Origin of the sequence: Bdellovibrio sp. HCB-110 (genome assembly GCF_047323225.1) — a bacterium.
In the GTDB taxonomy this organism is placed as follows: domain Bacteria; phylum Bdellovibrionota; class Bdellovibrionia; order Bdellovibrionales; family Bdellovibrionaceae; genus Bdellovibrio.
This window is the reverse complement of record NZ_CP178750.1, coordinates 1,140,096-1,163,288: the sequence shown is the minus strand read 5'-3', so window position 1 is coordinate 1,163,288 and position 23,193 is coordinate 1,140,096. Positions and strand designations below refer to the sequence as shown.

The following is a 23,193-nucleotide window of genomic DNA, read 5'->3' as shown; positions in this document are numbered from 1 at the left end:
GCCATCGAGTCCCGATAGTCGCGTTTACTTTGCTCTTCCTGATTTCTAAAATTGTTTCAGGAGGGTCTATGAAAACCATAACTCTACTTCTCGCCTCATTCGTATTTTGTTTAATAACGAACACGGCACATGCCGAAGCGGAACAGTCTCCGATGGGAGGACCAGGAACTTTACAAAGCGTCCTGCCCGGTGAAGAACCCCTGACTCTGCCGGATTTTGCAGAAAGGCTCTCTACTCCCGACCCTTCTAATCCAGAAACACAGTTGTACACTTGCAGAGCTTGGACAACATGTCCCGGCGGTTATCGTATTTCCTGCTGGTCTCGCGGTTATAGCTGTTATTCCGAAGCTATCCCTGGATATCGTGTGTATTGCAGTGCCACCAATAGATACGGACAAACTCGCTATTGGGTTTACTATTGCTACTAAAAACTTGCAGCAGCGTCGGCTTGAACGGCGCTGCTTTTGGCTAGACGAAATGCCAGGTCCTCTTTTGTACTCGCGCTTGATTAAAATGACGGTTCTCTCCAGAATAGAGATGGGGGAACGTACATGGAAAAATTATCTCAATCTTTAGTTTCAAAATTCACTCAGTTGCAAAGACGTTTTGAGTCTTTCTTGGACAATGATTTTGAAAATAAAGTGGAAGAGACTGAACGCAATCAAGCCAGCTTTGAAGCCTCGCGCGATGTCTCTCTAGTTCGTGGTCTTTCGCAAGGTTTGCCTGAAGATCATATTGATCGCGCTATTGTCGTGTTCTCTCGTTTGGCCATGCTCTTCGATGCGGGAATTTTATTAGAGAACAACGACGGCCAATGGAGAGCCCAAGCGTCTTTTCATAAAGGTGCTACGCAACTTCTGAAAAACAACGGCAAAACGGTCGTGAAAATTCCTGATATGACTTTGATGTCGGTTCTTAAAACAGATTCACGTGCAATGCTGGAAAAACTTCAGTTGCAGAACTTGGATCCAGAAAACAAAACGACGTGCCTCGTGATCAAAGCAAGCCCCGACTTTGCCTTTATTTTATTTTCTGGAATGGCGGATCTTTGGTTGAAAGAACATATCGAAAATGTGCGTCGCGCCCTTATCAATGGATTTGCTGACTGATGAGCGACGGAGAAAATAAAACCTACACGATTTATATTCTTTCCGACAGTACGGGGGAAACCGCAGCGACAATGATTCGTGCGGCCCTGGTTCAGTATTCAACCAAAGACATCAACATGATTCGCTGTAAAAACGTGCGCACGGAAACTCAAGCTGAAGCCGTGATTGAAGAGTGTTTTGAACGTCGTGGAATGCTTGCCTACACCGTCGCCAGCCAACAACTGCGCAATAAAATCCGCGAAATGGCCGCCGGAAAAGGCATTCCCTACTTTGACTTATTAGGTCCTCTGTTAAGCACTTTGGATGTTTTCTTTGGAGAGCACTCGGAATCCCATGTCGGCGCCCTTCGTGCTGTCGACGAACGTTACTTCAAGCGCATCGAAGCTATTGAATACACTGTAAAACATGATGATGGAAAAACATTCGCAGAGCTTGATAAAGCTGACATTGTTCTTGTCGGAATTTCCCGCACAAGTAAAACGCCTCTTTCCATCTTCTTAAGTCATAAAGGTTGGAAGGTCGCCAATGTTCCCATGGTTTTGGATACACCATTGCCTGAGGAGCTTTTTAAAATTGATCAGCGTCGTATCGTGGGTCTGATTATTGATATGGATTCACTGCAAAGAATTCGCAAAAGCCGACTTGAAAAATTCGGACAAGATCCTGGGGGCGAATACGCTTCCATGGCCCATATAGCGAAGGAAATTGAATACGCAGAAAAAATCTTTAAACAGAATCGCCGCTGGCCCGTATTCAATGTGACCGAGCGTGCATTAGAAGAAAATGCGAGCGAGATCGTCAGAATTATCGCCGCCCGCTTAGGTCTTCCTGATAGTGTGATTTTTTAAGCCGCTTTCCAGCGATCGTGCGATTCTTCTTTTTCTTCGCGATGTGGAAGGTGTGCCGGTGGAGTTGCCGACTGATGCGACTCGCCGTAAACAACCAGATTCAGTTCATCCACCACAGATTTCATAATCTGAGCTTGGGTGTTGATCTCATCTGCCGTTCCCGCAATTTCTTCAGAAGAAGCTGCGTTTGATTGCACGGATTGATCCAACTGATTCATGGCTTTACTGATTTGCGTGATGCCTGTGGATTGTTCCTCACTCGCCACAGAAATTTCATTATTCAAATCCGACACTTTTTTAACCGACTGAACGATATTTTTTAACATGTCGCCAGACTTCGCTGACTTCTGTGTACCGCGCTCGATCTTATCCACGGATTCTTTAATCAAACCCGTGATATCTTTGGCTGCGGAAGCAGATCTTTGCGCCAAAGAGCGAACTGCTTCTGCCACGACGGCAAAACCTTTTCCGTGCTCACCGGCGCGAGCTGCTTCTACGGATGCATTTAAAGCCAGAAGGTTTGTTTGGAAAGCGATATCATCAATAACGTTGATGATCTCTTCAATTTTTTTAGAAGATTGAGAAATCTCATTCATCGAGAACAAAAGTTCCTGCATCTCTTTTTCACCGGTCACGGCAACTTCAGAAGAGGCCGCCGACAAAGACGCTGCTTGTTTCGCATTGTCAGAGTTCATTTTTACCATGGACGTCATCTCTTCAAGAGCTGCCACAGTTTCTTCTAGCGATGCTGCGGATTCACTGGATGATTGTGATAAAGACTGACCCGCAATGGACAACTGTTGAATAGCCGAAGACACTTGGTCTCCGGACGTTTGCAATTTTTGCGACAAAGCACTTACGGATTTAGAGATAAAGCGTGCAACTAAAATCACCGCCGCCAAAAGGAAAAGAATTCCTGTGAAAGCGATCATCACTTGTGTCCACACCATAGAATTGGCTTCAGCCAAAACTGTTCTTGTCGGCGTACGAACGATCAAAGCCCACGGCTCTTCCGTTTCTCCAACATTCATCGGAGTGACAACGTAAAGATATTCATTGTTGTCTTTAGGATCGACGCCTGTTGTGTAAAACTCTTGTCCTTTTTTTACAGAGTCTTTAAATTTTTCAGATTCAAAAGGATACTGCGCTTCTTTCGTGATCAACTTCTCATCTGGGTGAGAAACGTAGTTTCCTTTTGCAGTCACCAGGAACGCCTCTGATGTTTCAAACGGCTTAACTGAAGAAGCTGCTTTTTGAATCTGCTTCAAAGGTAGATCCACGCCAGCCACACCATAAAATTTGCCTTCAATAATGATAGGCACTACGGCTGATGTCATTAACACTTGCACTCCGTCAATGGGATACAAATAAGGCTCAACCATTGTTTCTTTTTGACGATTTTTTGGAACAAGATAGTAATCACCTTCTCCGGGATTGTTGTAACCAATGAGCGGAGTCAGAGAGGCTTTGCCGCCTTCCCAGTTCATGTAAGGAACAAAACGACCTGAGGCATCGTGGCCTTTTGCGCTGGTAAATTCAGCATCTTTGCCATCCCAAGCGTTGGGCTCCCAGCCCGTCCAAGTTCCAATCAAGAATTTATTTTTCACGAGAATTTCGCGAAGAGCATCGCTGACATTTTCACGGCCCGTGTGGCCGGATTTTTTGTAAGCTTCAAGAATGTGAGCAACGTTGCGGGCGATATCCAATCCATGTTCAACTTCCAAGCGCATTTCAGTCGCGTAAGCGCGGGCTGTTGCTACGGTCTTTTCTGTCGCCGCTTTTTTTGCGGTCTCATGTCCGTTTCTGGCCATCAAAAAAGTCATCGTTCCCAATACTAACAAAGCGATAAGAATAATTGGGACCGCAAGTTTGACTTGGATTGAGTAGTACTTCTTCATTTACATTCCTTCTTCTAAATAGAGACTCGTATTCTTTTCGGAAGAAGGAATGAGATATTAAGGTCTTGTTTACCTTTAGCCCTTTTCTTGCTGGGCCATCGTCTGGTAGAAAATCTCGACCAAAGGTTTATTCTCGGAGTTCTTCTTATAATAGAACATCAGATCAATTTCGTAGTGCAGATCTTTGACATAGACACGATTCAAACGACCTGAACGAACTTGTTTTTTAATCGAGTGCGCCGGAAGGAAACCCCACCCCAACCCTGCTTCGATCACGCGCTTTAAAGTTCCGACATTGGCCGATTCAAAAATCGACGGCACTTTCAAACCCAAAGCCTGCATCTTGCTGTCGACAAGACCACTGAATCCCGGGAACTCATCTGTAAAGTTCACAAGAGGGAAAGCTCCGATGTCCTTGATGGTGATTTGTTGGGGCATTTTTTCGTCTTTCGTTGAACCCACAAGCCACATTTCTTCTTTCACCAAAAATTTTTGCTCACAGTTTTCCAGCTCCGAAGAAAACTCCACCTTCACATCGGGAAGAATCAGAATATCGTACTGCCCTTTTTTAAATCCTTTGATCAACTCTTCGCCGCGTTCGTAGTCGATCTTCAACATCAGATCCGGATTGTGGCGCATAAGACGACCGACGATAGGACTCATCAAGTGAAGACCCAAGGAATTGAGTGTCCCAATTCGAAGCTGTCCCTTCATTTGATTACCAATAGATTTGATCGCGATTTCCGCTTGTTGTGTCAGATTGATAATTTTCTTTGCGTACTCGTAGAGGACTTCGCCTTGGGGAGTCGCCTTAATTTGGCGTACACCGCGCACCAGGAGCTCCACCCCTAGATCTTCCTCCAGATTCCGAATTTGCTGGGAAACCGCGGGCTGAGTCAGATAAAGCTTGTCTGCCGCAGCTGTCATGCTTCCTTCACTGATGACGGTTACAAAGGTGGTCAGCTGATAAAGGTTCTTCACAGGAATTTTCTCCTTTGCGCTTTGATCCGAAGGAAATTTGTTATTATACTAAACACAAAACCAACACGAGGTCTCTGCATGAAGTATCGTTTGTTCGCATCACTCGCCGTTATTCTACTCAGTTTTAGCGCCCATGCAAAAGTCTTTCGTAATGCCTACATTGCATTCGAAATGCCTGAAACATGGAAATGTAACCTGGAGCAAACCGAATGGGTCTGCCGTAGTGAACAAACCAAAGAGTCTAAAGAGGCCATCATCATCCTGACTGCCAAAGAGGTGGGCCCCACGGATACTTTCGCCCTCTATGAGTCGCACTTAAACTCTCCGATCTCTGTGAACTTGCGCGGAGGCGGCGTTACCGAGTCTAAAATCGTTTATAAGTCGAAAAGTGTGCAAATCAACGACCAAACATGGGTGGACTCTCTTCACTTAGGATCGGAAGTTCCGAACTATTTCACGCGTTATCTAGCGACGATCAAAGACAAGATCGCCATCCTTGTGACGTTCAGTGCGCACAAACAATACTACACAAAATACAGCCAAGACTTCTTCAAAGCCGTGATGAGTTTGCGTGTTATTGCTTCGAAAAACCTCTTAGCAAAACCAGACCTTGGTCCTATTCGTCCCGGTTCAGAAACATTGGGTGCGCCGATCAGCTCTGCGATGCCGGCTGATATGATCCAAGGCGACGGCACCGAAGGCAAAGGCAATAACAAAGCGATGCTTTTAGGTGGCGCTTTGTTGTTAGCGGCATTGGGAGCTATCATCTTCCTGAGAGCTCGTAAGAAAAGAAAATAGGACAGCGTCTCATCTTAAGACGTTTGCTTTAGAAAACGAGGGCCCTCTCCGAAAAGTTATTATGACTTTAAAACGGAGAACAGCCCTCGTTTCTTTTTTTCTGCTAAGCACCTTGTTGCTCTTTCAAAATTGCAGCAACACCGGACAAGATTCTCAAACGAGCTTTCCGCACTCCAGTCCCACACTTTATTTTAAATCCACACAAAGAATTGTTGTTGAAGTTTATTATGAACCAGGAGCTGAACCCTTCACGGGCACCACTCTTTCAGGAATGAATTATTGGCAAATTCTCGAAGACAATCTCAATGCGATTTTTCAGTATCGCAGTTCTCTTCCTGTTCTTGTGGTTCCTCGCGCTTTAAATGAAATGACCGCTCTTCCTTCTCAAGGAAAAAGTTCGTGGCTTGGCACTGATATCTTGAATCTCAATAGTCAGTACAAGCAGGCAGAACCCTCTGCCACAGAAGCGCGCTTCTATTTGTATTTTCTCAATGGCTACTATAATTCCGGTTCAGGTCCGACAAGCAGCGTGATTGGCGTGAGCTTAAGTGGAACCCCAATCATTGCGATTTTCAAAGATGTCGTAGAAAGCACAGGACACAATCCAAGTGGCCCTGTTCCGAAATACGTTGAGCAGAGTACTTTAGTTCATGAGATGGGGCATGCTTTGGGATTTGTGAACAATGGTGTTCCCATGGCGACTTCGCATCAAGACACGGCCCACGGTGCCCACACAACCAATTCTAACTGCGTGATGTACTGGCAAAATGAGGGCGCTAGTGATTTGTCTTCTTTCGTTCAGCAATACATCACTTCGGGTACGACGGTCATGTGGGGCAGCGAAGTGCTCCAAGACGCGCAAAACTTTAGCCAATAAAAAAGCGGAACCCAGGGGCTCCGCTTCTTCATTTACCACTATTGAATTTCTTTATTTTGCTCTGACAACTTCTGGTTTGTATTTTTCAAACTGAGGAATGATCTTCTCATCCCCATAAACCAAAACTTTAAACTTCGCCGGGTCCACCGCTTTTTTGAAAGCCGCATTGGAATCCTTCAAACGAATAGCGCCGACATTTTTATTGAAATCCGTGAGGTAATCCACTGGAATCCCGTAAAAATCCAAAGCCAACAAGTTGTAAGCCAACCGGTCCGCCGTCTCAATGGCACGAGGGAATTGACCAATCAACTGATTGCGCGAAGCTGTGACTTCCGCTTCTTGAGCACCCTGAGCAACATAGTCAGAGACCACCTTCAGAGATTCTTCCAAAGTTTTTCCTGCGGTCTCATTTTTTGTGAACGTGGAAACTTCAAAACTGCCGCGCTCTTTTCTCACATCAAAGTAAGAATAAATCGAGTATGTCAGTCCTTGATCATCGCGCACCTTTTGATTAAGACGGCTGGCAAAACTGCCACCCAAAACTTCATTGCCTAAGCGAAGACGAAGATAGTCTTCGTCATTTCTGGCAATACCCAACTGCGTGATACGAATCTGCGTCTGTTGCAGACCCTTTTTAACAATCAATTTCACCTTCATCGCATCAACAGCAGGAGGTGCCGTTACATTCGTTGCTGGAATTGTTCTTTTTGTCCATTTTGCAAAAACATCTTGCACACGTTTTTCAAACGCTTCATCAAAACTTCCTACAACCGCTAAAGACGCATTGTTAGGGCGGTAGTACGTCAGATAGTGTTTGATAATATCTTGCTTAGAAATTCCACGAAGTCCTTCGGGAGTTCCATTCACGTCACGTCCATAAGGATGTTCACCGAAAAGAAACTTATCCGCTTCGTCATCTGCATAAGAAGAAGGGTTGTCGATTTTCTTCTGAAGTCCCGCAAGCATTTGCGAACGAAGGCGTGAAATTTCCCCGTCCTTAAAGGCCGGATTCATGGAAACATCGGCAAACAAATCCAATAATGTATCAGCTCCTGTTGTCAAAGAGTCCGTGTAAACCGTCGTCACATCGGAGCCCGGAGTGATATCAATAGCCGACCCAAGTTGACCGAATTCATCGGCAATCTTCATGGCATCCTGGGACTGAGTTCCTTGCTCCAAAAGATAAGCTGTCAGAGCATTGAGTCCCGCTTTCTGCGCAGGCTCTTGCAGACTGCCTGTTTTCAGCATCATCGTCAGACTGACTCGCGGCAATGTTGCATCATGAATAAAAATAATTTTAAGGCCGTTTTCAAGAGTCACTTCTTTATACGGTTGCAATTTGAAAGAGCCATTGCCCTTGGTTACATATCCCGCAGAAGGAGGCTTGCTCGCTTTTTTTGAAGAACTTGAGCAGGCAACAAAAGATGAACAAATCAAAGGAAGCGCTAACGCCAGTGAAATTCTTTTCATATCTATTCCTTCTTCGCCTTAGGCTCAAGGGTGATGATCGAACGCTGAGTTTGCTGAGTGTATTTATCAGCGACCTTCTTGATGTCGTCCGCTGTTACGGCCTGATATTTCTCAAGATCCGTGAAAAGACTTTCATAAGTGCCTGTGACAATTTCATTCACCGCCAAAGCGCGGGCTTTGCCATCCATTGTTTTTAAGCTGTCGACCAAATCCTTCATGACCTGAGTTTTTGCTTTTTCCAGCTCTTTCTCGGTCACTTTCTGATTTCGCAATTTCCAGATTTCATTATAGACGATATCCAAGGCTTCTTGTGTTCCCAGGCCTGGCTTCATATTCACGCCGACACCCAAAACGCCGGCATCTTTCATCGCGTAGTTATAGGCGTAAGCAGACGTTGCGATTTGTTTTTGATAAACCAAACGTTTGTGCAAACGGCTTGAAGTTCCATATCCTAAGATATTGGCTGCCAAATCCAACGCATACATTTCAGGCTCCCCTTGACGAGGGCTTTGGAAGGCAACAACGAACGAAGTGTTTTGTACGTCTTTTTTAAGACCCGCATTCTGCTGAACTTTTTGCGGCGGCTCGACCTGAACTTTTCTTTCTGGCAAAGGACGAGACGGCAATTGTCCGTAATATTTTTCGATCAAACTTTTTACGCTGGATGTTTTAAAGTCCCCGACTAAAACCAAAACTGCGTTATTCGGAACATAGAACGTATTATAAAAGAAGCGCAACTTTTCTGAATCGTAGTTTTCGATGTCCTTCATGTAACCAATGACCGGCCACTTGTAGGAATTCACTTTAAACATCGTGCCCATCATCAATTCGCGCAAAAGACCCATCGGATTGTTGTCAACGCGCCAACGACGCTCTTCTTTTACAACTTCTTTTTCGCTTTTCAGATCATCAGGACTGATAAGCAAGGAGCTCATGCGATCCACTTCCATATCCATCACAAGCTCTAACTTGGAACTTGGCAGATTTTCGTAGAATCCCGTGTAGTCATTTGTCGTAAAGGCGTTATTCGTGATTCCATTTTCGTGAAAAATGCGATCGAAAGATTTTCCATCATACTTCTTAGCACCCTTAAACATCATGTGCTCAAGCATGTGGGCAGCCCCCGTCACACCCGGATATTCATCACGAGACCCAACGCGATACCACGTATGATAACTGACCATGGGTACGGCGTGATCCTCCAAAAGAATCACTGTCAGGCCATTTTCTAAAACAAACTTTGTGACAGGCAAAGAAATCTTAAGATCACTTTGTTTTGTCCATCCTTTGATGGCGCCGATCACATCTTTGGTTTCAGGTTGGTTGGGTGGAGTCGGTGTGGGTTCTACGGCATGAACGCTCGCAGAAATACAAAGCCCCAAAAGCAAAATCGAAAAACGTTTCTTCATAGATGCTTCTTTCGTTGAATATGCAATAAACCCTAGTTTGAAACTCTAGGGCTTTGAATTCAACGACTTGAGGACTTTTAAGACCTTAGGCGGACGCCGAGGATGTCGTAGCGCCAGGGCGCGTAGACTGGACTGTATTATTGCACAACAAAGTCAGAGAAGAACACGTCTTTCACAACACCGCGATGAAGAATGCCGTTCACTTCTCCAGCAATCTTGTCTTTCAGAAATAATTTGCCTTGAATGCTATCGAGGTCCGAGAACGCTTTTTCATTTAACAGGCGTACAATGCGGTCACGAGCTTTGGCGCGATTTTCTGGCTCCATGACTTCTTCAAAGCCTTCTTTACCCAGCATTTGCAGATTCACTTCCAAACGAATCGTGCGCTTGGGTTCGCCACCCAGATTTACAGTGAACTTGTCCATTGTATAAACGAGGGGTGAAAAATCGGCTTCATTAGATACTGAGGCCAGATCACGCTCTGCTTCTTCCTCTGTGATTTTAGGATTTTCCCATCCCATCGTCGAGGCATAGACCATGTATCCACCAGCACCCATCACCGCAATATTTAAAACGGCAAAAGCAACTTGGAGAATCATGCCTAAGTTACGTTTGGGAGCCGGAGCTTGAGCTTGTTTTTCAGCCATGTAAAACCTCTTATCATTGAAAGATATCGGTGAAACAGGCCTAGGTCTTAAGATCTAAGACCACATTTATTCACATTAATTAAGGAAAAATGTTATTTAAAACGTCCAACCTTTGGACATGCGAGGACAGGTACTTGACAAGAACAAGACATGTTCGGCCATAATAGATATATGAGACGTTTCCTCACGGGCTGTGCTTTATCTTTTCTGAGTCTGCCAACACTGGCGGGCCCTGCTGTCGTGCCGAATTCTCAAAGTGAGATGGATCTTCTCCCCGCTTCGCTTTTACAAATTTCCGAAACAGAAGCTTTCTCCCGCTATGTTTTCTTGGTCGACAAAGAACAACGCAAGCTCACGGTCTTTGAACGCAACGGTGAAAAGATCAAGAAGGTGGAAGAGTATCCTGCCGACATCGGAAAAATGGGCGGCAACAAAACCAAACGTGATGACCATAAGACTCCTGAAGGAATTTACTTCCTTGAGCAGCGTTTGAGTCAGCCTAAAATTCCATTCAGCCTTTATGGCGCTTTGGCCTTTACGACAAACTATCCCAATCTTTTTGACCAACGTGAAAAGAAAACGGGTTCAGGTATTTGGCTTCATGCCATTCCCGACTCTGTTCCTCTCACGCGCGGTTCAAGAGGTTGTGTTGTCGTTCGTAACGATGTGATCAAAAAACTCGCCGACTATATCAAACTTCGTGAAACACCGATTTTGATTTTCGACCACGTTAATTACCTTCCCAAAGAAGATCATGAAAAACGCCGGGTGGAACTAAACACCTTCATCGAAGGCTGGCGCCAAGCTTGGGAAAACCAAGACATTGAAAAATACATGGGCTTTTACGACCAGGACTTCAAAGCTCCCGGCTTTAACTACAAGTCTTGGAAGAACCACAAAGCCAACTTGAAATCGAAATACGAATTCATCAAGGTTCACCTTTCACAACCTTATATCGTTCAACACAACGAGCAGTTGTTAGTAAAAACCTTGCAAAGATATGAGTCTGACAAACACGTCGACTATGGCGTAAAGACCATCTATGCCTTGAAGTCTGGCGACACTTACAAAATCATCCGCGAAGAGTGGACGCCGTTTAATCAAAAAGAAGTAACGGCCGCTATCGCGCGTGACAATTCGATCACGGCCCAAGCCAACCAAAGCCAACAATAAATCACGCCCCTCCGTCCTCTTGTCGAACAATTTTAAATTGAGTGCCCTCCTTTGTCTCGCTTCGAGAGATGTCTCATCTTGAAACACTGATTTCAAATATAACTCGGTTTTAAGGGGCACACCCCTTGCTCTCTTTTTCAAAAAACTAAAAGGAGAGAAACTCCATGTCTTCTAAAATTCTGTCGCTCACGCTTGCTGGTGTATTGGGTCTGCAAAGTGTTGCTCTTGCACAAACGGATCGCACTGCAGGTATCGGTACTGAACAAATTCGCACCGCCAAAGAAAACATCAAGGCCATCAAAGCGGACTTACTGGCTTTGGATCAAGCTTTGATCTCTGCCAAAGAAAATATCGAAAAACGTGATCGCAGCACTCAGTTTAGCAGCACAGTTCTCACAGGCGCTGCCCTCGGGCTGGGGCTTTCCGTCTATGCCACTTTCTCTTTGCGCTCACGCGGAGGAGAAATGAGCGGTATGTTGGGTTTCCTCGCAGCTTCCACGGGCTTAGTCATGTCGGCCGTCTCGGCAGGTTCAAGCGCTTTGGATCAAGCCGTAAAACCAAAAGTGGATATCAAAAATCTCAATGAAAAGCTAAACCAAGCGGAAAACGAAGTGCAAACGGCTCTTTCGACAACAAGCGAGAAGTCCTCTTTAGCCTTGCTAAAACAACTGGAAGGAAATTTGAAATCGGTGCGCGCAACATTAGCGGGTTACGACGAAAACGATTCTTCCACGAGAAAAAATAAATTGATCGCCCAAATCGCGCAAGCCGCTGGAGCGGCCATCACCGTCTACGGAGTGACTCGCCATGAATCCAAAGCATTGATCATCGGACCTTTGGTGATGAGTGCCGGGAACATCGGGCAGATCATTGGAAACTTGACGGACTCTGAGGCCGATCAAGTTCTCAAAGAAATCGAAACCACACGCCGAGCCCTCGTTTCTGCGGCCGTGGGCCTTGAATAGTATTTAATAAAATTGATGTTTAAAAAACTAAAAGGAGAGAAATTATGTCATCGAAACTATTGTCCCTGACTCTTGCCGGTATTATCGGCATGCAAAGTGTTGCTATGGCTCAAACAGACCGCACTGCCGGTATTGGTGAAGAGCAAATCAAAACCGCACAAGAAAATGTTCGTGCGATCAAGGCTCAACTTCTTACGTTGGACCAAGCTTTGGCAGCAGCAAAAGAAACTCTTGAAAAACGTGACTCTAAAGGCAGCATCTTGAGTGGCTCCGCTGTTGCGGGTGCAGCTCTGGGCTTGGGTCTTTCTGCTTACGCGACTTTTGCTTTCCGCGCACGCGGTGGTTCTGGAAGTGGAATCTTAGGTCTGTTGGCCGGAGCAGCCAGTGTTGTAGCGTCGGCATCTTCTGCGGGATTGAGTGTTGCGGGCCAAGCTGTAAAACCAAAAGCGGACTTGAGTGATCTCAACACTCAATTGACGAAAGCCGAAGCTGAAGTTCAAGAGGCACTGAAAACAACATCAGACAAGTCATCAGCAGCCCTTTTAAAACAGCTTGAAACTTCTTTGAAATCCGTTCGCGGCTCCTTGGCCGAATATTCAGAGAGCGAAAGTTCTATTTCTAAAAACAAATTGATTGCACAAATCACGCAAGCAGCGGGTGCCGCCATCACAGTTTACGGCGTGACACAAAAAGAATCTAAAGCCGTACTTATCGGACCTTTGTTGATGAGCGCTGGAAACCTTGGACAGATCGTTGGCGGTCTTTCTGACTCTGAAGCCAATGTGGTTCTGAACGAAATCGAAAACACTCGCCGTTCATTGACGACAGCGGCTATGGCTCTTGAGTAGATCGCAATGACATTAATGACTCGCCTTCTTGGTATTTTAATGTTCTTCTCACTGAGCGGCCCTCTGGTCGCTCAGGCAGGAGCGCCACGTTGCGAGTCTGTCTTTTTCCCCACGGTTCTTGAAGTCATCCAACAACTGGATAGTAAAAATAACGAGTTCCTTCTTAAAGGATCTTCTTTTGAAGAGTTCGGCAAAGATTTTTCGTGGCTTCGCCGACGCAAACTTCGTAAGTTAGTGAACAATACGGATCTGCAAACCTTCGTTTCTGAAAAAGCGGTTGAACGCTACGCCATCGAACTGGGCACAGTCATGTTTGGCAAAAAAGAAACTATCGATCGCTGGCTTCGCCAAGACAAAGAAAGCCGTCTTGAAGAATCCACGGTTATGCTTATCAAAGAAAAATTATTGCAAGACGGTCTGCTTAAAACTTGGGGCGAGATTCATGACCCGACAGATGCCGGCATTTTCCGCCGAAGTCTGGATAAAATTTGGACCCTTCAGCACAGTCGCGCATTTGAGTGGTTGCGCATTCCAATGGTTCTTCCTGGAATTAAAAATAACGAAATCCCACCGGACTTGATGTACAAAATCATTCGCGACGGCTTTAAGGCCCATGCGGAAGAAGCCCGCATCGCTTTAAAATCTCAATCGAAAATCGAAGCCTATAACACCTTCCGCAGGATCTATAGTGCGACCTTCTTTGGTGTCGTGTTGATCTTTAATGTGCACAGCGGATATCACCAAATTCAGGATTATCACAAACGCCAAGTGACGGACGTCGTTCAGCAACTTCAAGAGACTCGAAAAAACGTTGAGTCCGCGATTCCGAAAGTGAAACAAGAACAGTTCGAAGATGCCTACCGCGGCGCTGAAGCCGACTTCATCAAAAAATGGGGTGAGCCTCCAACAGAGGCCGAAAGCCAAATCATCAAAGCCCGCATCGCTGCCGCTTTGAATATGACACCGTAAAAAAGAAAAAGCCCCTTTGTTTCCAAAGAGGCTTTTAAACTTAATTCAGTCCAGTCTCCGCACCAAAGATGCTGAGACCTCCTCGGCGTCCGCCGAAACTAGTGAGACTCGTCAGCAGACGATGAGTTCTTACCGTCGATAGTGAATTTTTCTACGTTGTGAGAAAGATCTGGAAGTGATTCAAGGTGCTTTTGCAATTCTTCTTTAGACATTTCACCAACGTTGACGTTTCTTTCAGTCATGCGTTTGTCGAACTTCAAATTTTTATTAGCTTGAGCCAAAGACATTATAAACTCCCTGTTTCTATCGAGAACCTTTTATAGCTTAGATTTGGGGCCGAGTCCAGCCCCTCGGCTGCCGCCGGATTAATTCCAATATTTTGGTGGTTTGTCGCTCTTTTCGTTATCGACAACCAGGCGAAGATTACGACCCTTGTTTTTGGACTTCTTCTTCCATTCGTTGCGATCCATCCAGCCTTTGACTTTAAGACAGATAAAACCGGAAACCAAACCGCCTAAATGGGCCAAATAAGCCACTTCTCCACCGCTGACACTGGAAGTCATCATGGAGGCTAGCTGCACAAGGCCCATCAAAGCCACGAAATAGCGAGTCTTCATTGGGAAAAGCATAAAGAAGTAAACAATGCGCTCCCCGAAAATAATCCCTTGAGCCAGCAAAAGACCAAAGATCGCGCCCGAGGCCCCGATCACCGGAACGATCAGACCCGTTTGCGAACCTGTCGCCAAAGCGTATCCCCACACGCCAAGGCAGTAAAGAATCGCGGCACCGATCCCAGAGACGAAGTAGTAAACCAGGAAGAACTTGGTTCCCCAACGCTGCTCAAGCTCGGCTCCAAAGAACCACAACATCAGCATATTGAAAAGGATGTGAGTGACCTGCAAAGAGTGCAGGAACATGTACGTAAAAATCTGCCAGATCTGGAATTCAAAAAGAACTTTTCCTGGGAAAAGTCCAAAGATCGACGTGAAAGGAACACGTAAGAAACCTTCCATAATAACTTGGAAGATAAACCAGATCGCCACATTGATAATCAGCAACCACTTCACTGCTGGAGTCAGCGGTGCTGTTTGAAAGGTCACGCCTCTATTCATTTTTTTAAAATACTCCAAAGCTTCTCGTAGGTCTGCTCCAGACTTTCAACCAAGACTTTGGTCTCAGCGATGAGGGGGAAGAAATTCAAATCCCCCGCCCAACGTGGGATCAAATGATAATGGAGATGTTCCGGAATCCCCGCTCCGGCGACCGCTCCGTGGTTGAGTCCCACGTTGATTCCGCCGGGTTCATAAACGTCATTCAAACACTTCATCGTCAAACGAATGGTGTCTTGTAAATCACGAAACTCCTCCTCAGAAAGTTTCAGGAGGTCTCCACAGTGGCGTTGCGGTAACACTAAAACGTGACCGCTGTTGTACGGAAATTTATTAAGCACAACCATGGAATGTTTAGACTTATACACGCAAAGAGTTTCAAAGGAGATGTCCTCTGAAGCCGCCCGGCAAAATACACAGCCTTCGGGCTTAATCAGTTTACGCACGTACTTCATGCGATCAGGACGAAAAAGCACGTCTCTTTCCAGAGGCCAAACCTCTTTGCCGATTTGTAACTTCGCCGATGCGAAAGGCGCCTTCGTGGACGCCTTTGCTTTTTTCACTGATTTTTTTGTTTTCTTTGCCGCTTTCTTGACTGCCATTGAGTGGATTACTCCCAAGTTCCTGGCATCAACATCAAAGGCTGATTCAAGTATTTTGTTCTAAGAACAAACTTCATCGCACCTTCCATGTCCGGTCCGAAAGACTTCCCTTTCAAAACATCTGCATACTCTGCAAGGCTGTTTACGTCATCTTCGCGATCGCTGTCGCCAAGATCAAAGATGCTCACACGTTTTTTAGGAATTTCAAAGACGTCATAATTGTCGCCCAGTTTCGCAGTTTCCGCTGCCAACTTCACAGCGTCTTCATAGAAACCTTCTTGGTCAGCAAAACCCAGCTTCACTGCCGTTGCTCCCGTGAATACGCGTCCATCTGCATGTTCTGTCACAACGTCTTCCTTCAGATTGCGCTCCTTCATCACTGTTGTCTTGAACTGCGCATATACCTCGTCGATCATGTTTTGGAACAAAGCTCTTTCGTCTTCGCGCATCGCTCTGTACTCCGCACCCGAGTCTTTGAATTTTCCTGAAGTGATTGAGTAGCGAGAGATTTTTGCCCAATCATAAAGTTTTTCGATATTCGCAAACTCCATGATCACACCGATAGAACCCACCAAAGCTCCGGGAGCGACAACGATCTTGTCGCAAGCAACCGCTGAGTAATAAGCACCACTGGCCATCACACCTGTTGATACGCAGATCACGGGTTTCTTAAGTTCCTCACGAACGCGTTTGATTTCAGTGAAGATCTCTTGCGAAGGACCGACGGCTCCCCCTGGAGAGTTGATTGTGATCAAGATCGCTTTCACCTTGTCTTCGTCTTTGTATTTTTTGAGATTTTTTAGGAATTTTTTCCCGTTCAGAATCACACCGTTCATATCCAAATGAAGAATGGTGTTTTTAGCTGTGACTTTCTTTTCGGATTCTCCGAAAAAGTCGCCGCTCATTTTGAGCAAAGCTCCGATGCCGACGAAAACGAGAAAGATGATAACTAATTTCTTGAAGAAACTGCCCTGCATGTGCGCGCTCCTGTAAATAAAAAAAGGGACCCTACTAGGGTCCCTCTTTAAGACTTTACAGTCAACGGCACGAAGTCCAGTTCAGGTGCCTTGCGGCGATCCTGAACCTAACTCAGTTCCTATTACTGCTTGCCGTCTGTTTTTACGTTTTTCAATTGATCTGCGAACAAGTCACCGAAAGTAGACTTAGAAGTTGCAGTCGCTTTTTTAACGTAATCGTCAACATCCGCTTTTGATTCGCGAAGTTTAACTAGTTTAGAAGACAAACCGATCTTACGAGCGTCTTTGTCGATAGAGATAACTTCAGCTTTTACAGATTGACCCGCTTTGATGAAGTCTTCAACAGAGTTGATTTTCTCAGTTGTAAGTTCAGAAATGTGGATCAAACCTTCGATATCAGACTCAAGCTCAACGAAAGCACCAAAATCAGCTGTTTTAGTTACTTTAACGTCGTGTTGTGTACCGATAGCGTATTTAGATTCGATGTTAGCCCAAGGATCAGACTCAAGTTGTTTGATACCCAAAGAGAATCTTTCGTTCTCGATATCAACACCTAGAACAACCGCGCGTACTTTTTGACCTTTTGCGAACATTTCGCTTGGGTGATTTACACGTTTAGTCCAAGAGAAGTCAGAAATATGAACTAGACCGTCAATACCTTCTTCGATGCCGATGAAGATACCGAAATCAGTTACAGATTTCACTTCGCCTTCGATGATTGTTCCTGGAGGATAAGATTCTTTCATCTCAACCCAAGGATTTGCTTGAAGCTGTTTCATACCCAAGCTGATGCGGCGGTTTTCAGTGTCTACTTCAAGAACCACAACTTCAACTTCTTGATCTACAGCAACGATTTGAGAAGGATGTTTCACACGTTTTGTCCAAGACATTTCAGAAACGTGGATCAAACCTTCGATACCTTCGCCAAGTTCAACGAATGCACCGTATTCAGCCAAAGATACAACTTTACCTTTAAGCTTAGTGCCTGGAGGGTAAGAAGCTTTCACAGATTCCCAAGGATCTGCATGAAGCTGTTTCATACCCAAAGATACGCGTTCTTTTTCTTTATCATACTTAAGAACTTTAACTTGGATTTCGTCGCCAACATTCAACATTTCTGAAGGATGTTTTACGCGGCCCCAAGACATATCTGTGATGTGAAGCAATCCGTCCATGCCACCAAGATCAATGAACGCACCGTAGTCAGTGATGTTTTTAACAACACCAGTAACAACTGAACCTTCAGCCATAGTGTCAAGAGTTTGTGAACGGAGACTGTCACGTTCTTCTTCAAGAAGAGCGCGGCGAGAAAGAACGATGTTGCCACGTTTCTTATTGAATTTGATAACTTTGAATTTAAATTTCTTACCAAGGTAAACGTCCATGTTGCGAACAGGGCGTAGATCGATTTGAGATCCAGGCAAGAATGCTTTAACGCCGATATCAACGCTCAAGCCGCCTTTAACTTTAGCAACAACAGTACCTTCGATAACTTCTTCGTTCTCAGCTGCTTTAGAGATATCAGTCCATGCACGTAGCATGTCAGCTTTGTCTTTAGAAAGAACGATCATACCGTTTTCGTTTTCGATACGGTCGATAAGAACTTCTACTTTGTCTCCAGCTTTTACTTCGCGAACGCCGTCAACGATACGGAATTCATTGATCGCGATCAAACCTTCAGACTTGTAGTTGATGTCAACTAGAACGTAGTCAGATTGAACTTCTACTACTGTACCAGTAACAACGTCGCCGACTTTGAAGTCTTGCTCTTTCATTGATGCTTCAAAAAGGTTTTCGAAATCACCTTTTTCAGATTTTGCATTCAAGATACCTGGATTTGCTGGAACCTTTGCGTCTTCCGCATCCAAGAAAGCTAGAACTTTCTGTTTCTCCAACTCGGCTTTGTTTAATTGTTTCGTCATATAGTTTTTTTAAAACCTCCCACGTAGTAAGTTCTCGACTGGAACCTACCCGTTACCTTTCTTCACCTCTTTGGGCGAAACACTGGTTTAGCGACCTAAGGGGGCGGAAGTCAAAGGTTTTACGCGCTCCAACAAGGATTTCGCGGTCCTGCATTATGTATGCTTGCAAGAGTGGAATCTTCGGCCTGACAAGGGCGCCTCAGCTCGAACATATTTGATCTGAGAACTATGGGAGGGCGTATGTCGTGGGCACGTGGTTTCCTTGGATTCCTGTTGGGAGGAGCTCTCGTCCTCTTATCTGAGTCCGTGCAAGCTCTTCCCGCAGTCCCGCACTACGATAAAGAGATCCGGTCCGCCCTCTCTTTTATCAAAAATTATCAAGTCCGTGAAGACGAGGGTTATGATCCGGGACAATGGCGAGCGCGCGTGACTTCGTATGTTCCGAGTGCCATCGGGGTGGGAAAATTCGCGGTGCCTTTTGAAGAGCCGACCGTTTTTGCATCGACGTCTGTCGCCAATGTTTTGGCGGAAATATATTCGCACAATCCACGTTATACGGAAATTCCTCCGCTCTTAGAGCGCACGCGAGAGGGGTTGGCAAAATATCGTTGGGGAAACTTATTTAATTTCTATCCTCCGACTACTTACAAAGGTGTCAAAGTTCGCGCACCTCGCTACATGTATTTGGCGAAACAGTGGAAAGGCTTCGCTAATATCCCGCCAGATGCTGACACCACGTCGGTGGCCTACACCTTTCTGCACTACTCCGACAGTCTGCGCAGAAATTTATCTCCCCACGAATGGGAGAGTGTTTTACCAGCACAAGTGATGGAAGCTCTTTCCGCCGCGCGGGACCTGTCAAGAAAACCCCACGTCTACAACGCCGCCCAAGGACATTTCAAAACGGGCGCTTTTTTAACATGGCTTTTTGACGAACACGATCCGGCAATGCCGCGAAATATTTTTGCACCTCCCCATCGCGGCACTCGCATTCCTTTTAACGTGAATGATGTGGACTGTGTTGTGAACGGCAATGTATTAAAACTTCTCACCTATGCAGGAAAAACCACGGGGCCAGGATATCAAGCCAGTTGTTCTCATCTGAATCGCGTTGTTCGAAACAAGCAATTTTATTTTTGTGGAATGTATTATCCAAGCTACTACGCCCTTCCCTATGTGGTCGCTGCCAATGTCGAGGCCGGAACGACATGTTTAGATCCTGCGCGCGAGAGAGTTTTAAATTTTATTATCGCCAAACAACACAAAGATGGCTCTTGGCGAAATAGTTTCTTGGCTCGCCCCGACTATATTCAGTCCACGGTCTGGGCTTTGAACACTCTGTTGATTTTAGGAAATCCTAATAACGAACTTCATCGCGAACGCGTGCGACGTGGATTGAGATTTTTATTATCGCAAGCTCAACGAGATTCTTCGGGGCGACTTTATTGGTCGGGTCAGGTTTTCTATGCTGCGACTTTTATCGCTCGCTATCCTGTCGTTTGGAGGTCTACGGCTTACACAACGGCTCTTGCAACCAAAGCCTTGCTCCTCGCAGATCGCTGGTACGCCGTACCTTTTTGAATTGCGCCGCACAAAGGAAAGGATCGTTATGGAAACAGAAAGACTCAAAGAATTGCAACGCCCTTTGAAAACACGCTATCAGGCCGATCCTCAGGCAAGTCTCGCAACCTTTCACGCCTCGGGAACTTTAGAGGAAGGTATTTCCTGTCATATCGACTCTGGCTTTGGACGTGTGCTCGCAGGTCTTCATCCTAATGCGGGAGGAGACGGAACCCTCGCCTGTTCTGGAGACATGTTACTGGAAGCCTTGGTCGCTTGCGCGGGTGTCACCTTAAATGCCGTCGCCACCAATATGGGAATTCAACTGCAATACACAGAAATATTCGCAGAGGGAGATTGCGACTTTCGAGGAACCATGGGTGTTGATAAAAATACGCCGGTGGGGCTAACGAAAATTCGTCTGCGCTTTGATATTCAAGACGATATTCCAGAAGAGCAAAAACGGAAACTCATTCAGCTCACAGAAAGATACTGTGTGATTTATCAAACGCTCGCGAATCCTCCGAAAATTGAAGTGCAGAGCTAAAAGCCCACATTCAAAAATGGAGAAACGGCAAAGGGACCGCTGTGGTTAAAGTTCACTAAACCAATTTGCACGCCGTGCAGGTTGTCGGCCACATTGACGACACCGATTTGTAAACCGTAGACGTCTTTTGCCCTGTTATAAATTCCTACTTGCGCTCCGTAAATGTCCGTGAAGGGACTTTGATTGGCTAAAAGTGCCAGCTGCAATCCACTCACTGTCGAGGCTGCCGAGTTGTAGTTTAAAACGCTGGCCACTTGCAATCCATAGACACCGGTTTTACTGGTGTTGACGTTCGCAACACCCGCCACTTGCAGACCTATGGCGTGCGTGGTTCCGCGCGTGTAGTTGAAAGCTCCTGACACAGCAAGTCCGGTAAAATCTTGATCAGTCACATTGCCAAGAAGTCCAAGATCTAAACCATAAAAATTGCGATGATGTCCCCATAACGCACTCACTCGTAAACCTGTCACTGAAAAATCATCGGGAGGAAACTGAATCGGTGGAACAATGGCAATCGCTATAGGACTGGCCGCCGCGTTTGCTGACGTTGCAGAAAAGGACGCGCCAATAAGAATAAGGAAAAGAGCTAAGAGTCTCATCATAAGGTTATTCTAAATGGTTTCGGTAGGGAAAGGTCAGACCTTTTCAAGACACCGTCAACAAACACAGATAGAGATTTGAACAAAATAAAATCATGTAAAAAATCAGAGTTCAATTCGGAGGACCTTGATATATGTCCCGGAATTTTTTCTTCATGTCTTCCGGGAGAGAAATCAGAAAGAAGTCATAGATCTTCTTTCTGATTTTCTTTTCCACCACGACGTGGGAAATTTCTTTGATCATGGCTTCTCCCCACAGAGATTTTTCGCATGAAGCCCGCACCGAAATGAAAGGAGGGGCTTGTTTGATGGATAAATAAGTCAGCTCTTTCGACGAACCTTTAATTTTATCGTGATCCAACTTCTCGAGATAATAGGCCAAGACCCCGTCCACCCGTTTTTTTTCGAGCATGGAAAAAAGTCCGCCAATGGCACGATCACTGACCAGCTTAAAGGATTCTTGGGATTTATCGACTATTGGATCAATTTTTCTCGAATAGGAGCGACCTTGCACAACACCTAAGCGAAATCCTTCACTGTGCGTGAGAGCCTCAAGATCCACTCCGTCATTAGACTGAAATTTTTTAACTTTGTCTAATGACGATGTAGGCACCACCAAACCAATCGGCAAAGCGCGAGCCACCTCCGTTCCGAATATCAGATAACGAGCGCGGTCCGGAGTTTCCTGCAAAAGCAATGTGCAAAAATGTTTTTGCGCGGAAAAAAGTTTTTCAGCCCGCATAAAAGAAGCCCGCACGAATTTGTGCTCGTACTGAGGTAAGGAACGCACCAACTCTCGATAGGCTTCGGCAAAAGGACCTTGCGCTTTTTGAATATCCACCTCGGCATCTTGGGAGGCCAAAATCAAGAAGGGTGGAAAGTCTGTCATAACCCATTGAATAACTTTAGCAGTCGGCGGAGGTTGAGCTGCCACTTCCAGTGAGAAAAGTAAGAGAGTAAACAAAATCCATTTCATGATGCCTGCTCTAGTGTGATGAGTTCTTTTAATCTAACAGTCGCAGCCAGCGCTTCGAAGGTGTTTGTTCACATAAAAGAAACGCCTTTTTGTTAACTTTCATTGCACCCAAAGTGCAAATTGCCAAAAAACGCGGAAGACATTTGCCAACCGCCAAAAGTTCTCACACTCTTAGGGTATGAAATATGTGCTGACGATTTTGCTTCTTTTTCCGATAGCGACTTTGGCAAGCTCCCCTCCTTTGCTGGTGGGCTTTTCTGAGGTCGGTCCTTTCGCCTATATGGAAAATGGAAAACTGGTTGGCATTAATCACGACATTCTTTCGCGGCTTGCCGAAGAATCCGGACTGACTTTCAAGTACTCACTCTATCCTCATGCACGAATGATCAACTCTCTTGAAGCATCGAGTTCCGATTTGGCTGTTAATTTTTCGGTCACTTGTCAGAAGTACCCAAAAAACTATGAGATTCAGAATATCCTTTACTCCGTAAGATCCACCCTCTATCTGAAGTCCTCTGTGGATATGCAGAAAATGAATCCACGCATCGGACGCCTGCGCGGGACCTGCACGGAACTTATTAGCAAATACGTAAAGCCCGAGATGCTCACTGAGGTCTCCAGTATGGAACAGGCTTTGGAAATGCTCACATCCAATCGACTGCAAGGCGTTTGTGGGTTGAGTTCAGTTATCAAATTTTATGCGCAAAAAATCGGTTTTCAAGAAAAGCTCGTCGTCTATCAAACCAGCACTCGCCCCTTAGATGCGGTGATTTGTCGCAAAAAAAGCCTGCCCGAAGGAGTGAAAAAGAAACTCGAGGATGCGGCTAAGAAATTAAAGAAAGTGTCCATCGAAGAATAAAAAAGCCCCCAATGAATGATCTGTACCCTGTTTGTGGGACAGGTTAATAA

The 23,193-nt window shown here is 45.5% G+C and carries 24 protein-coding genes; 12 read left to right on the top strand and 12 right to left on the bottom strand.

The features are described from left to right. Positions 1-68: 68 nt before the first annotated feature. From ACL934_RS05575 to ACL934_RS05565, 3 genes are all read left to right on the top strand, one after another. A complete protein-coding gene (locus ACL934_RS05575; RefSeq protein WP_374078617.1) occupies positions 69-428 on the top strand; it encodes a hypothetical protein in 360 nt (119 codons plus the stop codon). Between the two features lie 123 nt (positions 429-551). Continuing rightward, on the top strand, positions 552-1,109 hold the full coding sequence (locus ACL934_RS05570; protein ID WP_374078615.1) for a GTP cyclohydrolase: 558 nt from the start codon (positions 552-554) through the stop codon (positions 1,107-1,109). Beyond that, positions 1,109-1,957, top strand: coding sequence for a pyruvate, water dikinase regulatory protein (locus ACL934_RS05565; RefSeq protein ID WP_374078614.1), 849 nt, complete (start codon positions 1,109-1,111; stop codon positions 1,955-1,957). Before ACL934_RS05570 ends, ACL934_RS05565 begins: the two co-directional genes overlap by 1 nt. On the opposite strand, the gene ACL934_RS05560 is transcribed toward ACL934_RS05565, so the two are convergent. Further along, positions 1,954-3,855 carry a methyl-accepting chemotaxis protein gene (locus tag ACL934_RS05560; RefSeq protein ID WP_374078612.1) on the bottom strand — a complete coding sequence of 634 codons (1,902 nt, stop codon included), beginning with the start codon at positions 3,853-3,855 and terminating at the stop codon, positions 1,954-1,956. The two genes, ACL934_RS05565 and ACL934_RS05560, sit on opposite strands and share 4 nt — an antisense overlap. Before the next feature lie 75 nt (positions 3,856-3,930). Next, a complete protein-coding gene (locus ACL934_RS05555) occupies positions 3,931-4,836 on the bottom strand; it encodes a LysR family transcriptional regulator (RefSeq protein WP_374078611.1) in 906 nt (301 codons plus the stop codon). A 78-nt stretch (positions 4,837-4,914) separates the two neighbouring features. Between ACL934_RS05555 and ACL934_RS05550 the strand changes: the two genes are divergently transcribed. Further along, a complete protein-coding gene (locus ACL934_RS05550) occupies positions 4,915-5,634 on the top strand; it encodes a hypothetical protein (RefSeq protein ID WP_374078609.1) in 720 nt (239 codons plus the stop codon). Between the two features lie 61 nt (positions 5,635-5,695). Then, entirely contained in the window at positions 5,696-6,511 is an 816-nt protein-coding gene (locus ACL934_RS05545) for a hypothetical protein (protein ID WP_374078607.1), read from the top strand. 51 nt (positions 6,512-6,562) lie between these two features. Here ACL934_RS05545 and ACL934_RS05540 read toward each other — a convergent pair whose 3' ends face one another. From ACL934_RS05540 to fliL, 3 genes are all read right to left on the bottom strand, one after another. Beyond that, positions 6,563-7,981, bottom strand: coding sequence for a M16 family metallopeptidase (locus ACL934_RS05540; RefSeq protein WP_374078605.1), 1,419 nt, complete (start codon positions 7,979-7,981; stop codon positions 6,563-6,565). A 2-nt stretch (positions 7,982-7,983) separates the two neighbouring features. Beyond that, positions 7,984-9,390, bottom strand: a complete 1,407-nt coding sequence (locus ACL934_RS05535) for a M16 family metallopeptidase (RefSeq protein ID WP_374078603.1) — start codon at positions 9,388-9,390, stop codon at positions 7,984-7,986. 137 nt (positions 9,391-9,527) lie between these two features. Further along, positions 9,528-10,037: a flagellar basal body-associated protein FliL gene (fliL, locus tag ACL934_RS05530; RefSeq protein WP_374078601.1), complete on the bottom strand. Its 510-nt coding sequence runs from the start codon at positions 10,035-10,037 to the stop codon at positions 9,528-9,530. Between the two features lie 171 nt (positions 10,038-10,208). On the opposite strand from fliL, the gene ACL934_RS05525 reads away from it, so the two are divergent. The 4 genes from ACL934_RS05525 (at position 10,209) to ACL934_RS05510 (ending at position 13,992) form a co-directional block, all read left to right on the top strand. Continuing rightward, positions 10,209-11,210: a L,D-transpeptidase family protein gene (locus ACL934_RS05525; RefSeq protein WP_374078599.1), complete on the top strand. Its 1,002-nt coding sequence runs from the start codon at positions 10,209-10,211 to the stop codon at positions 11,208-11,210. A gap of 164 nt (positions 11,211-11,374) precedes the next feature. Then, on the top strand, positions 11,375-12,175 hold the full coding sequence (locus tag ACL934_RS05520) for a hypothetical protein (RefSeq protein WP_374078597.1): 801 nt from the start codon (positions 11,375-11,377) through the stop codon (positions 12,173-12,175). A gap of 44 nt (positions 12,176-12,219) precedes the next feature. Further along, the gene (locus ACL934_RS05515; protein WP_374078595.1) at positions 12,220-13,023 is read left to right on the top strand and encodes a hypothetical protein; all 804 of its coding nucleotides are present in this window, start codon (positions 12,220-12,222) and stop codon (positions 13,021-13,023) included. Positions 13,024-13,029: 6 nt separating this feature from the next. Further along, a complete protein-coding gene (locus ACL934_RS05510) occupies positions 13,030-13,992 on the top strand; it encodes a hypothetical protein (RefSeq protein WP_374078593.1) in 963 nt (320 codons plus the stop codon). A 98-nt stretch (positions 13,993-14,090) separates the two neighbouring features. On the opposite strand, the gene ACL934_RS05505 is transcribed toward ACL934_RS05510, so the two are convergent. From ACL934_RS05505 to ACL934_RS05485, 5 genes are all read right to left on the bottom strand, one after another. Further along, positions 14,091-14,279 carry a hypothetical protein gene (locus ACL934_RS05505; protein ID WP_374078591.1) on the bottom strand — a complete coding sequence of 63 codons (189 nt, stop codon included), beginning with the start codon at positions 14,277-14,279 and terminating at the stop codon, positions 14,091-14,093. 78 nt (positions 14,280-14,357) lie between these two features. Next, entirely contained in the window at positions 14,358-15,104 is a 747-nt protein-coding gene (locus ACL934_RS05500; RefSeq protein ID WP_374078588.1) for a rhomboid family intramembrane serine protease, read from the bottom strand. Beyond that, entirely contained in the window at positions 15,101-15,703 is a 603-nt protein-coding gene (locus tag ACL934_RS05495; protein WP_374078585.1) for an HIT family protein, read from the bottom strand. Before ACL934_RS05495 ends, ACL934_RS05500 begins: the two co-directional genes overlap by 4 nt. Before the next feature lie 8 nt (positions 15,704-15,711). Further along, positions 15,712-16,680 (bottom strand): signal peptide peptidase SppA, encoded by a 969-nt coding sequence (gene sppA / locus ACL934_RS05490; RefSeq protein ID WP_374078582.1) that lies wholly within the window; start codon positions 16,678-16,680, stop codon positions 15,712-15,714. A 122-nt stretch (positions 16,681-16,802) separates the two neighbouring features. Continuing rightward, positions 16,803-18,602, bottom strand: a complete 1,800-nt coding sequence (locus ACL934_RS05485; protein WP_374078579.1) for a 30S ribosomal protein S1 — start codon at positions 18,600-18,602, stop codon at positions 16,803-16,805. A 240-nt stretch (positions 18,603-18,842) separates the two neighbouring features. On the opposite strand from ACL934_RS05485, the gene ACL934_RS05480 reads away from it, so the two are divergent. Further along, positions 18,843-20,183 carry a hypothetical protein gene (locus ACL934_RS05480; protein ID WP_374078576.1) on the top strand — a complete coding sequence of 447 codons (1,341 nt, stop codon included), beginning with the start codon at positions 18,843-18,845 and terminating at the stop codon, positions 20,181-20,183. Between the two features lie 28 nt (positions 20,184-20,211). Beyond that, positions 20,212-20,709, top strand: coding sequence for an OsmC family protein (locus ACL934_RS05475; protein ID WP_374078575.1), 498 nt, complete (start codon positions 20,212-20,214; stop codon positions 20,707-20,709). Here the strand turns inward: ACL934_RS05475 and ACL934_RS05470 are convergent. Together ACL934_RS05470 and ACL934_RS05465 are read right to left on the bottom strand one after the other, a co-directional pair. Next, entirely contained in the window at positions 20,706-21,311 is a 606-nt protein-coding gene (locus tag ACL934_RS05470) for an LA_2272 family surface repeat-containing protein (protein ID WP_374078572.1), read from the bottom strand. The genes ACL934_RS05475 and ACL934_RS05470 overlap by 4 nt on opposite strands. A 109-nt stretch (positions 21,312-21,420) precedes the next feature. Then, complete coding sequence (locus tag ACL934_RS05465) at positions 21,421-22,284, bottom strand: TIGR02285 family protein (protein WP_374078569.1); 864 nt, start codon at positions 22,282-22,284, stop codon at positions 21,421-21,423. A gap of 178 nt (positions 22,285-22,462) precedes the next feature. Here ACL934_RS05465 and ACL934_RS05460 point away from each other — a divergent pair, with 178 nt between their 5' ends. Beyond that, positions 22,463-23,143 (top strand): substrate-binding periplasmic protein, encoded by a 681-nt coding sequence (locus ACL934_RS05460; protein WP_374078567.1) that lies wholly within the window; start codon positions 22,463-22,465, stop codon positions 23,141-23,143. Positions 23,144-23,193: the final 50 nt, after the last annotated feature.